General features: G+C 73.4%; 11 protein-coding genes. 5 read left to right on the top strand and 6 right to left on the bottom strand.

The window, feature by feature from the left end; genetic code table 11:
- Positions 1-112: 112 nt before the first annotated feature.
- From AB0M39_RS23035 to AB0M39_RS23010, 6 genes are all read right to left on the bottom strand, one after another.
- Positions 113-1,480, bottom strand: a complete 1,368-nt coding sequence (locus AB0M39_RS23035; RefSeq protein WP_365367244.1) for a hypothetical protein — start codon at positions 1,478-1,480, stop codon at positions 113-115.
- Positions 1,481-1,494: 14 nt separating this feature from the next.
- Entirely contained in the window at positions 1,495-2,730 is a 1,236-nt protein-coding gene (locus AB0M39_RS23030; protein WP_365367226.1) for a neocarzinostatin apoprotein domain-containing protein, read from the bottom strand.
- Entirely contained in the window at positions 2,727-3,560 is an 834-nt protein-coding gene (locus AB0M39_RS23025) for a hypothetical protein (RefSeq protein ID WP_365367224.1), read from the bottom strand. Before AB0M39_RS23025 ends, AB0M39_RS23030 begins: the two co-directional genes overlap by 4 nt.
- A gap of 421 nt (positions 3,561-3,981) precedes the next feature.
- Positions 3,982-4,680: a peptidase gene (locus tag AB0M39_RS23020; RefSeq protein ID WP_365367242.1), complete on the bottom strand. Its 699-nt coding sequence runs from the start codon at positions 4,678-4,680 to the stop codon at positions 3,982-3,984.
- A gap of 171 nt (positions 4,681-4,851) precedes the next feature.
- Complete coding sequence (locus AB0M39_RS23015) at positions 4,852-5,346, bottom strand: ATP-binding protein (protein ID WP_365367222.1); 495 nt, start codon at positions 5,344-5,346, stop codon at positions 4,852-4,854.
- 168 nt (positions 5,347-5,514) lie between these two features.
- A complete protein-coding gene (locus AB0M39_RS23010; protein ID WP_365367220.1) occupies positions 5,515-5,883 on the bottom strand; it encodes an STAS domain-containing protein in 369 nt (122 codons plus the stop codon).
- 317 nt (positions 5,884-6,200) lie between these two features.
- Here AB0M39_RS23010 and AB0M39_RS23005 point away from each other — a divergent pair, with 317 nt between their 5' ends.
- The 5 genes from AB0M39_RS23005 (at position 6,201) to AB0M39_RS22985 (ending at position 13,229) form a co-directional block, all read left to right on the top strand.
- Positions 6,201-7,160 carry an RNA polymerase sigma factor SigF gene (locus AB0M39_RS23005; RefSeq protein ID WP_365367218.1) on the top strand — a complete coding sequence of 320 codons (960 nt, stop codon included), beginning with the start codon at positions 6,201-6,203 and terminating at the stop codon, positions 7,158-7,160.
- A 183-nt stretch (positions 7,161-7,343) separates the two neighbouring features.
- On the top strand, positions 7,344-8,549 hold the full coding sequence (locus AB0M39_RS23000; protein ID WP_365367240.1) for a DegT/DnrJ/EryC1/StrS family aminotransferase: 1,206 nt from the start codon (positions 7,344-7,346) through the stop codon (positions 8,547-8,549).
- A 40-nt stretch (positions 8,550-8,589) separates the two neighbouring features.
- On the top strand, positions 8,590-10,845 hold the full coding sequence (locus tag AB0M39_RS22995) for a lipopolysaccharide biosynthesis protein (RefSeq protein WP_365367238.1): 2,256 nt from the start codon (positions 8,590-8,592) through the stop codon (positions 10,843-10,845).
- Positions 10,846-10,899: 54 nt separating this feature from the next.
- Positions 10,900-12,789, top strand: coding sequence for a glycosyltransferase (locus AB0M39_RS22990; protein WP_365367216.1), 1,890 nt, complete (start codon positions 10,900-10,902; stop codon positions 12,787-12,789).
- On the top strand, positions 12,786-13,229 hold the full coding sequence (locus AB0M39_RS22985; RefSeq protein ID WP_365367214.1) for a hypothetical protein: 444 nt from the start codon (positions 12,786-12,788) through the stop codon (positions 13,227-13,229). Before AB0M39_RS22990 ends, AB0M39_RS22985 begins: the two co-directional genes overlap by 4 nt.
- The last annotated feature ends 15 nt before the right edge of the window (positions 13,230-13,244 follow it).

Genomic DNA, 13,244 nt, shown 5'->3' with positions numbered 1-13,244 from the left:
GCGGGGGCCCCCCCACCCCCCCCGCGCGCGGCCCGCCGCCCCGCCGGGGCCGGCCCCCCACCACCGGACCCCCCCCCGCCCCCCCCCTCCGCCGTCGTGCACCACCTGTTTGCTAGCGGGTGCCGCGCAGCCGTCGCCACGGGGTGAACGTGAACACCGCGCCGCCCAGCAGGATCACCGTGCCGGCGACGAGGGCCAGGGCGCGCAGGGCGCCGTTGTCCTCGGCGCCGGTCTGGGCGAGGCCGCCGCTGGTGCTCGTGCCGCCGCCGGACGTTCCGCCGGAGGCCGTGCCGCCGGACGTGCTCGTGCCGCCGGAGGCGCCGCCGGGCTGGGCCGCCGTGTCGAGTTCGAGCGAGACCGCCGCGGAGCCCTTCACCTGGCAGGGGATGTCGATCTTCTGGCCGCCCAGGTTGACGTCGATGGTCAGGGTGCCGGGGCTGAGTGTGGACTTGCCGCTCGCGCCGGGCTTGTAGACGCCCTTCAGATCGCCGATCCCGACGGGCTTGCCCGCCTCGATCGGGTCCTTGTTGGGCTGGCCCACGGTGTTGACCGTGCCCTTGTCGGCGCCGCCGAGGACGATCGCCATGGAGCCCTTGAGCGCGCCGGCGGGGAGCGGGGCGGGGCTGTTCATCACGGACTCGCCGGTCTTGACGGTGATGTCGTAGCTCCCGCCGTTCTTCTTGGCGTTGACGGTGATGGGGGTCTTGATGCCCTGGGGGCCGGGGGACTTGCAGTCGTACGTGACGTTGACGGTCTTGCCGGGGAAGTCGGTCTGGCCGCCGCCCCCGCCGCCGCTCGTCGTACCGCCGGAGGCGGCGCCGCCGGAGGTCGTACCGCCGGAGGTCGTGCCGCCTGACGTGGTGCCGCCCGACGTGGTGCCGCCGCTCGTCGTTCCGCCCGAGGTCGTGCCCCCTGACGTCGTCGTGCCGCCGCTCGTCGTACCGCCCCCGCCGTCCTTCACCTTGATCGTCGCCCCAGCCGCGACCGGCTCCTTCGGCGCGCACTTGGTGTCGGTGGACAGCGGCTTGGAGACGTTGATGTTGTACGCGCCGGGCGTCAGCGTCAGGTCGCCCGCCTTCGTCAGCTTGATCTTCCCCTTCATGTCGGACAGCACCATCGGGCTGTTCTTGGGGATCGGCGGATTGGTGCGCGTCCCCTCCATGGCGATGTCCGCGGTCTGCGCGCCGGCCGCCTTGAGCGTGCCGGTCGGCTTCACCGTGTCCTTGTCCAGGTCGAGGACGTCGGGGTTCTTGGAAGCCGCCGCGACGAACTTCCAGACCACTTCGACCTCGTCGCCGACCTTGGCCTCGGCGGGCGCGGTGATCTGCACCTTGGTGGTGCCCTGCACCGGCGGCAGACCGGAGATGGGCGGGGGTATGCACTCCGTGCTGTACGACACCTCGGCTGCTGCCTGGGCGGGGCTCGCGGCCAGCAGGATCCCCGCGCCGCCGAGCATCAGCGCGACGCCGGCCGCGCTCATCCTCCGTTGGGTGCTCACGAATGTCCCTTCGTCGTGGACCGGTTCTCTGACGGTGCGGAGTCAGCTGTGAACCACGGCAGAGCGGCCGTGGCGACTGTGGGGCTCGGGGCGCTCTCGTTGCCCTGGGCGGTCGTGGCGCCGGCGTCGTCGGGCGCGGACGGCTTCGTACGGAACGCGGACACGGGCCAACGCCCGGTGCCTGCCGCTGCCCCCGCCCCTGCCTCGGAGCCTGAACTGGAGCCTGAACGGGACCTGGGCCTGGAGCGCGCCCCCGACCCGAGCCGGAAGCGGAAGCGCGGGCGCGCATGGGGCCGAGCGCGGGGCCGTACGCGGTCCACGACTGCCATGCCGATCCGGAACAGCGCGGCGGGCACGACGACGGCGAGCAGCACCCAGAAGATCGTGACGCCCCACGGCCGCCCGACGCCCCACGGCTGCTCGGCCAGCACCTTCGAGCCGTACTTCACGGAGATCTGGTAGTCGCCGTGCGCGCCGGCCGAGAGCTGGACCGGGAGTGCGACCTTGACCTTCTGGCCGGGCTCGACGACGCCGCGCCACTGCTGCTCCTCCCACTGCGGGGCGAAGACCCCGTGGGAGACGCCGATCTGGAAGACGGGGTCCTTCACCGGGGCCGAGCCGAGGTTGCCGACGGTGAACTCCAGCCGCCGGGAGGGCGGGGCGCCGAAGAAGACGAGGACGCCCGAGTCCCCTTCGAGCCGGGTGGCGGCGAGCACGGCGAGTCTGCCGCCGGACGTCTGCGTGGGCAGCGGCGCGGTGGGGTGCCCGGTTACGGCGAACTCGGCGTCGACGACGGCCTGTTCGCCGGTGACGGTGGCGACGTGCACGACGCAGGGGCAGGGCTTGGGCGGCTCGGCGACCGGCACCTTCTTGCTGAAGCCGCCGCGCGCGTCGGTGGTGACGGCGCGTCCTTCGGCGTTGGCGCAGGAGTTGGTGCCGCCGATCACGCCGGCGCCGGGCGTGGCCTGGCCGCAGACGAGCAGCATGAGCAGCGCGCCCGGCCGCCACCCGCTGCCGCTGACGGTGATGTCGCCGCCCTTGCCCGCCTGGGGCTGGGAGAGCTTGACGTCGGGGGCGGGGTCGGCGGCGGGCGCGGCGAGCGAGGGGGTGGGGAGGAGCAGGCCGAAGAGGGCGAGAAGGGTGAGGAGGGTGAGGGCGAGCGGGGACCGACGTCCCCGTACCGCCTTCGGGGGCGCGCCTGCTGCGCGGCGCCGCGGACCAGCCGTCGTCATGTCTTTGACCTCGTCGAGTGCCGGTGGAACAGCCAGGCCGACGCCCCCGCCGCCAGGCCGAGCGCGGAGAGTCCGACGGCCGTCCAGGGGATGAAGTTCGCCGTCGCCACGGCCGTGCTCTTCGCGTCGCCCGCGGCCGTCGCCTTCAGGCGGATGTCCACCGAGTCCAGGGAAGGGGGCTTGGCCCAGGGCTCGGTGAGGGTGACCCGCTGGGCGGGGAGCAGCTCGACCGGGAGCGCCCGGGCCGGGCGGCTGAGGACTTTCCCGAACAGGCCGTCCACGCTGACCGTCAGAGTGGGCGTCAGGGCCGTGTTGCCCCGGTTCACCAGGGTGTAGCGGATGGCGCCGGCCGCGTACGAGACGTTCTCGACGGTCAGCGCGGCGAGCGTCGGGCCGCTGACCCGCAGATGGATCCGTACGCCGACCTCCCGGTCCGCGGTCGTCGCCGTGATCGCGCCGGGGTGGTCGCCCGGGAGGGCGTCGGGCGGCACGGTCACCGAGAAGGGGACCTCCGCGCGGGTGCGGGGCGGGACCGTGAGGCGGGTCGTCGCCAGCGAGATCCACGCGCCCGTGGCCTCGGCGTCGCGTGCGGCGCGGACCGCGAGCTCGCCGGAGGCGGTGTTGTACGCCTCCGCCGGCGCGAGGCGCACGGTGAGCGGCTTCGCGCCCGGGTTGGTCACGGTGAGCCGGTCCTCCAGCACGGCCCCGGGCGCACCCTCCAGATACAGATGCGCCCGCCCCGCCGTCCACGCGGGCTCGCCCGCGGCCCAGGCGGCGGTGCCACCGAGACCGCCCCCGAGGACCACGAGCACGGCACCACAGCGAAGCACGGCGACCAGCGCACCACCCCGACGGGCAGCGCCGCGTCGGCAGGCCGCCTGGCCCCGACGGGCCGCCCGGTGCCGCCTGGCCCCGCGGTGCTGACAAGCCGCGCCGTGCCGACAGGCAGCCAGGGCCCTTCGGGCGCCGGCGGCGGGCAGCCCGGCGGTCTCGGCCGTCTCGGCCGTCTCGGCCGTCTCGCTGAGCGTCATGCCGTCGCAGCCGGTCCCGAGCCCCCGAAGCCGCCAGACCCCACCGCGTCGCCAGACCGCCCGGTCCCGCAAGACCACGCCGTCCCGCCAGACCCCGCCGTACCACCAGGCCGCCCGGTCCCGCCAAGCCCCGCCGTACCGCCAGACCCCACCGCCCCGAAGGACCGCAAGCACCGCCGCAAGCGCCGCCGCGAAGCCCCCGCGCACCCACGCCACCCGGTCAGCTCGCCGTCCGGCGGGTCAGCCACAGCACCCCGGCCGCGCCGGCCAGCAGCACCGTCCCGCCGAGCGTGCCGAGCGCCGCCGCCGAGTCGAGCGGGCCGGTCTTGGGCAGCTCGCCGCCGGAGGGCGCGGTCTTCGAGCCGGTGCCGGAGTCCGCGCCCGAGTCCGTACCCGAGTCCGCGCCCGAGTCCGCGCCCTGGACGTCGAGCTCCAGCGACGGCTTGGGGTTGTTCTTCGGCGTGCAGGTCGTCGTGGTTCCGAGCGCCTTGATCGTCAGGACGCCCGCGGTGAAGGTGACCTTGCCGCTCTTCTTCGGGGTGTACGTCCCCGAGAGGTCGTTGATCTTGATGGGGGTGTTGGCCGGAATCGCCGTGGTGTTCGACGGACCGGACACCGCCACCGTGCCCTCCCCCGCCCCGCCCAGCACGAGCACCGCACTCGGGTTCATCGCGCCCTTGCCGAGCTCCACGGGGCTGGAGGAGACGCCCTTCTGGAAGGACATCGTGAGCTTGTAGCTCGCGCCGCTCTTGACGGCCTTGACGTCGATCGGCGAGACCGCGCCTTTCGGGCCGATCGGGGTCTGACACCGGTAGTCGACGTCCACGACGTCCGCATGCGCGGCGGGGGCGGCCAGCAGCACCGCCGAGCCCGCCACCGCCGCTGCCAGCGCGTGGGCTGTCCGTTTCGGGTACCGCACCTTGAGTCCCCTCATGCCGAGCTCCGTCAGAAGTCAGCCGGAAGTCGCCTGGATTTACTGACGACACATCAGATCGGGCGCTCAAGGTACGCCTGGGACCTTGGGGAGGGAAGACAAAGAGCACGCCGTATCGGCGTGCTCTACAAGCTCTTCAAAACCCGTCGGACGCCGCTACGAAGGCGCGGCGAGCTCCGCCCAGACGGTCTTGCCCCCGCCCCCCGGGGACCGTACGACTCCCCAGTCCAGACAGAGGCGTTGGACGATGAACATGCCGTGCCCGCCGGGCCGTCCCGCCCGGTGCGGGGTGCGCGGGGCGGGCTGTCCGGCCCCGACGTCGGTGACCTCGAGGCGCAGCACCTTGCCGTCGCAGCCGACCCGGAGCTCCTCGGGGCCCTCGGCGTGCAGGCAGGCGTTGGTGACCAGCTCGGAGACGACCAGCAGGACGTCCTCGGCGGCCGCCCGGCGGTCGGCCGTGGCGGCGGGGAGCCAGCCCCAGTCGTAGAGGGCCTGGCGGGTGAAGTCGCGAGCGAGCGGCACGATGCCGCTCGCACTGCCCAGGGGCAGGCGGCGCACCACCCCCCCGACCCCGCCCGCGGCGGATTCGGCTTCGGCGCCGTTCGGCTCGGGGCCGAGGTCGCCCGGCGGCTGCTGCCGGGTGGTGCTCATCAGCGCTTCACCTCACCGATTCACCAGTCTGCTGATCTGCTGATTACGTCGATACACAGAGTGCCGGGGCTCCGACGTTCTGCGGGGTTCTCCTGCCCGGCCGATGGTGGACAACACCCCTCGAAGAGGTGTGTCCCGCGTGACGCGGGCGACAGGGGGGCGTGCCGCTCAGTCGGCGAGGGCCGCTTCGAGGGAGTCGTGCACGGTGAAGACCGCTTCCGCTCCGGTGATCTCGAAGACCCTGGCCACCACGGGCAGCATTCCGGCCAAGTGGACCCCTCCCCCGGCGGCCTCCGCCTTCAGCCGTGCGCCGAGCAGCACATTGAGGCCGGTGGAGTCGCAGAACTCAAGCTCCGAACAGTCGACGACCAGACGCACACGACCCTGCTCGAGCGCCTCGTCGAGTGGCGCACGCAACAATTCGGCGGTGTGGTGATCCAACTCACCCGCCGGTTTCACAACCTCGCTCAGGCCCTCGGTCCGAACTGCGACCTGGAGCCGGCCCCGGTTCGCGCTGCCGACCGTCCCGCGGTCCATGCCCGTACCTCTTCGCCGTGTCTTTCGCCGCGCTGCGTCTGCGTCGTCGCCGCGTCGTACGTCGTGATCGATCCGTCGTGTCGTACCCACGTCACGCGCTGTCGAAGCAGCATCGCGACGCCCGTCGAACAGTACTGCTTCCATACGGCGACCGGTAGCCGAAGTTCCCACCATACACGGCAAAAGGGACATTTGACACTTGCAACTGCCCTCGGGGAGCGGGTAGGCCTAGTGAAGACACAACCGACACGACCGGCTTCGGAGGCGCCGCTCACCGCAGCAGCAGGCAAGGCATCGGCGGCCATATGCCGAGAACGATGGAGGACACCATGTCACCCCGGCTCGACGAATCGCGTACCCCCACCGCGCCGTCGGCACACCACGCCCCCACCACTTCGCAGAGCGCGGAACCGCACGCCCCCGAGGGACCGCGGAGCCACCGGCTCCCCGAGACCCCGGACGGCGCCGAGGGCCTGGAGGGCCTTCCCGAGATCCCGCCCTTCGACGAGGTGGCGCCCCAGGACGCGCGAGCGCTCTCCAAGACGCTCTTCGCCCGGCTCGAGGCCCTCGAGGAGGGCACCCACGAGTACGCCTACGTCCGCAACACCCTCGTCGAGCTCAACCTCGCCCTGGTGAAGTTCGCGGCCCTGCGCTTCCGCTCGCGCAGCGAGCCGATGGAGGACATCATCCAGGTCGGCACGATCGGCCTGATCAAGGCGATCGACCGGTTCGAGCTCAGCCGCGGGGTCGAGTTCCCGACCTTCGCGATGCCGACCATCATGGGCGAGATCAAGCGGTTCTTCCGCGACACCTCGTGGTCGGTGCGGGTCCCGCGGCGGCTCCAGGAGCTGCGGCTCGACCTCGCCAAGGCGGGCGACGAGCTCTCCCAGAAGCTCGACCGCGCGCCCACCGTCGGCGAGCTGGCCGAGCGGCTGGACATCAGCCGGGACGAGGTCGTCGAGGGCATGGCGGCGAGCAACGCGTACACCGCGAGCTCGCTGGACGCCCAGCCCGAGGAGGACGACAGCGAGGGCGCCCTCGCGGACCGCATCGGGTACGAGGACCACGGCATCGAGGGCATCGAGTACGTCGAGTCGCTGAAGCCGCTGATCGCAAGCCTTCCGCCACGGGACCGTAAAATTCTCTCCCTGCGCTTCGTCGCCAACATGACGCAGTCGGAGATCGGCGAGGAGCTCGGGATCTCGCAGATGCACGTGTCCCGGCTGCTGTCCCGCACCCTGGTCAGGCTCAGAAAGGGCCTGACGCTGGAGGAGTGAGCGACCGGCCGCCGCGCCTGCCCCGCCGATAACGAGAAGGGCCTGTTCCGTCAAGGAATGGGCCCTTCCTCGTTATTGACGGGGCAGTCCGGATTGGTCCACATTGAGCCCGGGGCAAGTGGGGGGACACACATGGCTCTTGGGGAGGGCTGCCCGGCGGCGTACGCACCACTCGAACAGCTGATGCACAGCCGCCTCGGCAGAGAATGTCTGTACATGCCGTCATGCCGTCTCGGGCTCTATGTGGCGCTGCGCCACTGGTGCCCGCCCGGAGGACGGGTGCTGATGTCGCCGGTCAACGACGACGTGATCTTCTTCGTGGTGCTCGCGGCCGGCCTGCGTCCGGTGCAGGCCCCGCTGAAGGCCCAGGACGGGTCCATCGACGTGGCCGCGGTGCCCGCCGCCGACTGGCTCGGGCTGTCCGCCGTGCTCACGACGAACCTGTACGGGAACCCGGATCCCGCCCCCGAGCTGCGCGAGCGCTGCGACCAGCTGGGGATACCGCTGCTGGAGGACGCCGCGCACGCGATCGGCAGCACGGTCGCGGGCCGCCCCGTCGGCAGCTTCGGCGACGCCTCCGTCTTCAGCCTCTCCAAGCACGCCGGGGCCAAGACCGGCGGATTCCTCGCGGTCGCCGACCCGGCGCTGAGGCCGGAGCTGGAGCGGGCGCGCGACGCGCTGCTCCAGCCGGGGCGGCTGTCGTCGGAGATCGCGTACGGACTGCGGCCCTACGCCGAGGCGGGCGTGCGGGGGCTGCGCCTGGTGCGGCCCGCCCGCGCCGCGCAGCGGCTGCTGGGGCTCCAGGAGCGCGACGAGATCCGGATGGAGCTGCGGCCCGGCGAGCTGGAACGGGCGGTGGCCAGGGCTCCCGCCCTCGCGGACTTCCATTCCTGGGTCCGGGTGGACATGCACGACTACCGGCTCAGACCCGGCGGGCTGCGGCTGCGCCGGACGCAGCGGCTGCTCGCCCGCCTCCAGGACCGGCTCGACGCCTGCCGCGCGGGGACCGAGCGGCTGCTGGCCACCCGGTGGGCGCTGCCCGGGCCGGGGCCCGCTCAGCCGCTGTTCCGGGTCCCGCTGCTGGTCGCCGACCGGGACACGGCCATCGCCGCACTCGCCCGCCGCCGCATCGTCGTCGGCTACCTCTACGACCCGCCGCTCGACGCGTACGCGGGAGAGGCCTTCACCGACTCCTCGCCGGCCCCCGGGCCCGCGGCCTGGTTCGCCCGCCACGCACTGCCCGTCGACCCGCTCCAAGCCGAACAGGTGATCTCCGTACTCACGGATCTGGACGCCCGCCCCGCCCCCCGCCCGGCCCGGCCGCCCGCGCCCCAGACGGTGCCGCCGGCCGCCCCGGAGCCGGCCCAGCAGGGCGAGCGCGGTGTCTGACACCACCCGGCTGCGCAAGCCGGACCCCGCCCAGGTCGCCGTGGCGCCCGACCCCGACCCCGACGCGGACGGAGCGGGCCCGCCGGCGACCGAGACGGGGTCGGGCAGCGGCGACTCTATGTTCCGCAACGCCTACGCGCTGATGCTCTCCACCGGCGTCTCGGCGGCGCTGGGCCTCGGCTTCTGGCTGGTCGCGGCCCGCTACTACACCGAGCAGGCGGTCGGCGAGGGCTCCGCCGCCATCGCCGCCATGCGGCTGCTCGCCTCCCTCACCGCGACCACCATGATCGGCGCGGTGGTGCGGTACGTGCCCCGGGCCGGGCGCGCCACCGGGCCGCTGGTCTGGCGCGCCTACGCCCTCAGCTCCCTGGTCGTCGCGCTCGCCTCGGTCGCCTTCCTGCTCACCCTGGATCTGTGGGGGCCGTCGTACGCGCCGCTCAGCGGCCTGGGCGCGGGGCTGCTGTTCATCGCCGCCTGCGTCGGCTGGGCGCTGCTGACCCTCCAGGACGGCGTGCTGACCGGCCTGCGCAGGGCCGTGTGGGTGCCCGTCGGCAACGCCGTCTTCTCCATCGGCAAGCTGCTGCTGCTCGCCGTCTTCGCCACCGCGCTGCCCGTGCTGGGCATCTTCGTCTCCTGGGCGGCGGCCATCGCCCTGTCCACGCTGCCGCTCGGCTGGCTGATCTTCCGCAGGCTCATCCCGCGCCAGGCCGCCGAGGACCACGACCGCGAGCCGCTGCGGCTGCGCGAGATCGGGCGCTTCCTGGCCGGCGACTCGGTCGGCTCGCTGTTCTCGCTGGCGATGATCAACCTGCTGCCGGTGATGGTCGCCGTCCGCTTCGACGCGGCGCACAACGGCTTCTTCTACATCGCGTACACCGTCGGCGGGACGATGGAGTTCATGGCCATCAACATGGCCTCCTCGCTGACCGCCCACGCCTCCCACAGCCCGGAGAGCCTGGCCGGCGGGGTGCGCGGGGCGCTGCGCCGGATGGCCGTCCTGCTGGTGCCCGTCGTGCTGTTCCTCGTCGTGCTCGCCCCGCAGATCCTCGCCCCGTTCGGCGAGGACTACGCCGCGCACGGCACGACCGTGCTGCGCCTGCTGGCCGCCGCCGCGCTGCCAAGAGTCGTCGTCGAGCTGTACATCGGCGTGCTGCGCGTCCAGGGGCGCACGGGCGTGCTCGCGGTCCTCCAGGGCGCGATGTGCGCCATGGTGCTGGGCAGCGCCGCGGTGCTGCTGGGCCCGGCCGGGATCTCCGGCGCCGGGTGGGCGATGCTGCTGTCGATGACCGCGATGGCGCTGGTCTGCGCGCCGGGGCTGCGCTCGGCGCTGTCGGGCCGCGAGCCCGGTCCCGGCCGGCTCAGCCTCAGCCTGCGCCGCGCGGGCGGCCGCGGGCGCGGCCCCGAGGCGGAGGAGTACGGCACCACGTGGGCGCGCCGGGCCGCCGAGCGGCGCGAGGAGGCGGCGGCGGAGTACGCGCGGGAGTACGGCACGGACTGGGCGCGGCAGACGGCGTATCTGCGCGGGGTCCACGACGACACGGCCACCCCCGCCTTCGGCTTCCCCGTCTACGTCGGGGAAGGGCCCGCGCACGACCGGGAAGGTCCCGCGCACCTCGGGGAAGGCCCCTCGCACGAGGCGCGGTCGGCGAAGGACGGCGCGCCCGACCCCGGCGAGGCCCGGCTGGCCACCGCGCTGTGGCTGCTGCTGGGGCTCGCGGCCGGGCTGTTCTGGGCGCCGCTGTTCCAGGCCCCGGACCTGCCGGCGGACCAGGTCTCGGGCTCCGAGCTGCTGCGGGCGCTGCCGCCGATCACCCTCACCGCGGGCGTGCTCCTGATCGTGGTGCACAGCGCCGCCGTGTCGCTGCTGCGCCCGCGCCCGGCGCTGCTCGGCGCGGGGACGCTGATCACCTTCACCGCCCTGCACACCGCGCCCGTGGTCCTCGGCTGGGAACCGGAGCCGGTGAGCGGGGCGTGGTACGAGGCACTGGCCCGCTTCCTCGCCGGGGCCGCGGGCCTCGACGGCGCCGAGCCGCTGCTGCGCTGGCTGCCGACGGTCTGTCAGCTGCTCGCTCTCGTAGCGCTCTTGTCGATTCTCCGGGCGGCGGGGCTGCCGGTCGCGGCACAGTGGGGTGCACTGTGGCTGCTCGCGGTGTGCGGCTGGGCCCTGCAACGACAGCTCGCGCCTCTCGCGCTCCCGCTCTATCTGCTTCTCACCTGCGCGGCGTTCGCCCTCGCGGGTCTTCTCGGCGCCATCAGGCGGCGGCGCGCGCAGCGCTCCACGCCGGCACGGAACTGAACATCTGGGGGAGTCGTCGTGCAACAGCCAGCCACCTCAGCGGCCGGGAGACCCGTGGCCGCCCCCGAAGCGCCGGCCGAGGACGCCGAGGACACTCCCGCGACGGCCCCCGCCGACGTCCCCGCCCCGCGGGGCCGCCGCTGGGCGAGGCCGGCGGCGCTGGCCGCGCCGCTCGTCGCGGGCCTGGCCCTGTGGGCGTACGCCGTGGTGCGCACGGACACCTCCGCGCTCGGCGCGTTCGGCCTGGTCGGCGCGGTGCCCGTGGCGTTCTGGGTCGCGCTGGCCCTGCTGACGACGGGCTTTTGGATCTGCGTACGGGACCCGCTGCGGAGCAACCGGTGGGCGCTGGCGTACACCCTCGGCCTGCTCGTGCTCCAACGCGCCACCCAGGCGCTCGTCTACCCCACCCCGCTGTACTCCTGGGCGTGGAAGCACGACGCGGTGATCGAGCATCTGCTGACCGCGGGCGGGCTGCAACGCGGCGAGCAGCTGGGCGACATGGCCGTGTACGACCAGTGGCCCGGGTTCTTCGCGGCGCAGGCGGCGCTGGTGCGGCTGACCGGCGTGGAGAACGCGGCGATGTTCATGGCCTGGTGGCCGCTGATCTCCAGCCTGCTGCTCCTCGCGCCGCTGCTGCTGGTCTACCGCACCTTCACCCAGGACCGCCGGCTGATCTGGACCGCCGTGTGGATCTTCTACGTCGCCAACTGGGTGGGGCAGGACTACTTCTCGCCGCAGTCGCTGGCCCTCGCGCTCTACCTCGCCGTGATCGCGATCGTGCTGCGCCGGGGCGAGCGCCCGGGGCGCGGGCGCCGCTCGCGCCAGGTGCTGTGGACCGTGCTGCTGATCCCGCTGCTCACCGCGATCGTCATCTCCCACCAGCTGACCCCGGTGATGCTGGCCGCGAGCCTGGCCGTGCTCTGCGTGACCCGGCGCTACCGCGACTGGACCCTGCTGCTCACGCTGCTGCTGGTGTTCGCGGCCTGGAACCTCACCGCCTCGCTGCCGTTCCTGCGGGAGGCGGTGCCGGAGATGATCAGCTCCTTCGGCGACGTCGGCGGCAACCTGGAGGCGGGGTACGGCGCGACGCCGACCGGGACCGGGCCGGTGATCGTCTCCTGGGTGTCGCGGCTGCTGTCCGCCTCCGTGCTGCTGCTGGCCGGCCTCGGCGTGCTGCGCCGGCGGGTGCTGCGGCACCGGGCCAGACCGCTGCTGCTGCTCGCCGCCGTGCCGCTGCTGATGCTGGTCGCCAACGACTACGGCAGCGAGATGATCTTCAGGGTGCTGCTGTTCATGCTGCCCGGGGCGTGCTTCTTCGCTGCGGCCGCGCTGCTGCCCGACGTACGGCCGCTCGCCGCCGACCCGGTGGGCGCCAGCGCCCCGCGACCGGCGGCGGGCGTGCGGCACGCGGTGCTCCCGGGGGCGGTGCTGCTCGCGCTCACCGCGGCCTTCGTGCCCAGCTACTCGGGCAAGGACCGGCTCAGCTACTTCCCGCCGCAGGAGGTCGCGCTCGTACGGCAGGTCTTCGACCAGGCGCCTGAGGGCTCTCTCGTCGTTGCCGCACATCGCAACTACCCGCTCGCGTACGCTTCGTACTGGAATGTACGGCATTACTGGTTCCTCGACGACGCCACGTCCCATGTCGAGGAGATCCTGAAGGACCCGGCGGGAACGCTCGCCCGGGACATGGCGTCGGTGGAGCCGCCGGGGAAGGCGTACTTCCTGCTCACGCAGGGCCAGATCGCCAACTCGGAGATGAACGGCATGCTCACCGCCCGACAGCTGCGGAGCATCGAGAAGTCCGTCGCCGCGTCGCCGCTCTTCGAGGAGGCCGGCCGCAACAGCGCAGGCGTCGTCTTCACGCTCAAGCCCACGGACACGGCGGGCGCCGCAGACCCAGATTCAGCCGACACCGCCGAGAGCACGGCGGGGAGGACCCCATGAGACCCCAGTCGCTCGCCGTACGGCTGCTGCCGCCCTTCGCGGGCTGCGCGGCCGTCGCGGCCACCGCCCTGCCCGCGGGATCGCCGCTGCGGGCCGCGCCCGTCGCCGTCTTCCTGCTCGCCGGTCCCGGCGCCGCCGTCCTGCGTATCTGCGCTCCCGCCCTCCGGCGCCATCAGGCCGTCGGCCCGGCGGAGAGCTGGGACGCCGGCTTCGCACGGGACTCCGACCGCATCGAGCAGCTCGTCCTGACGGCCTTCCTCAGCGTGAGCGCGGCGCTCGTGTGCGCCACCGCGCTGATGGCCGCTCACGCCTTCAGCGGACAGCGGGTCCTGGTGCTGCTCACTCTCCTGACGATGCTCGCCGCCTGCGCTCCGCCGCTGGCCGGCCGGACGCGGACCGCGCGCGCCTCGTCACCGCCACAGAAAGGCTCACCCCTGTGACGTTACCCCGACGCC

It is taken from the genome of Streptomyces sp. NPDC051907 (assembly GCF_040681075.1).
GTDB lineage: Bacteria > Actinomycetota > Actinomycetes > Streptomycetales > Streptomycetaceae > Streptomyces.
This window is presented reverse-complemented; position numbering and strand designations above follow the sequence as displayed.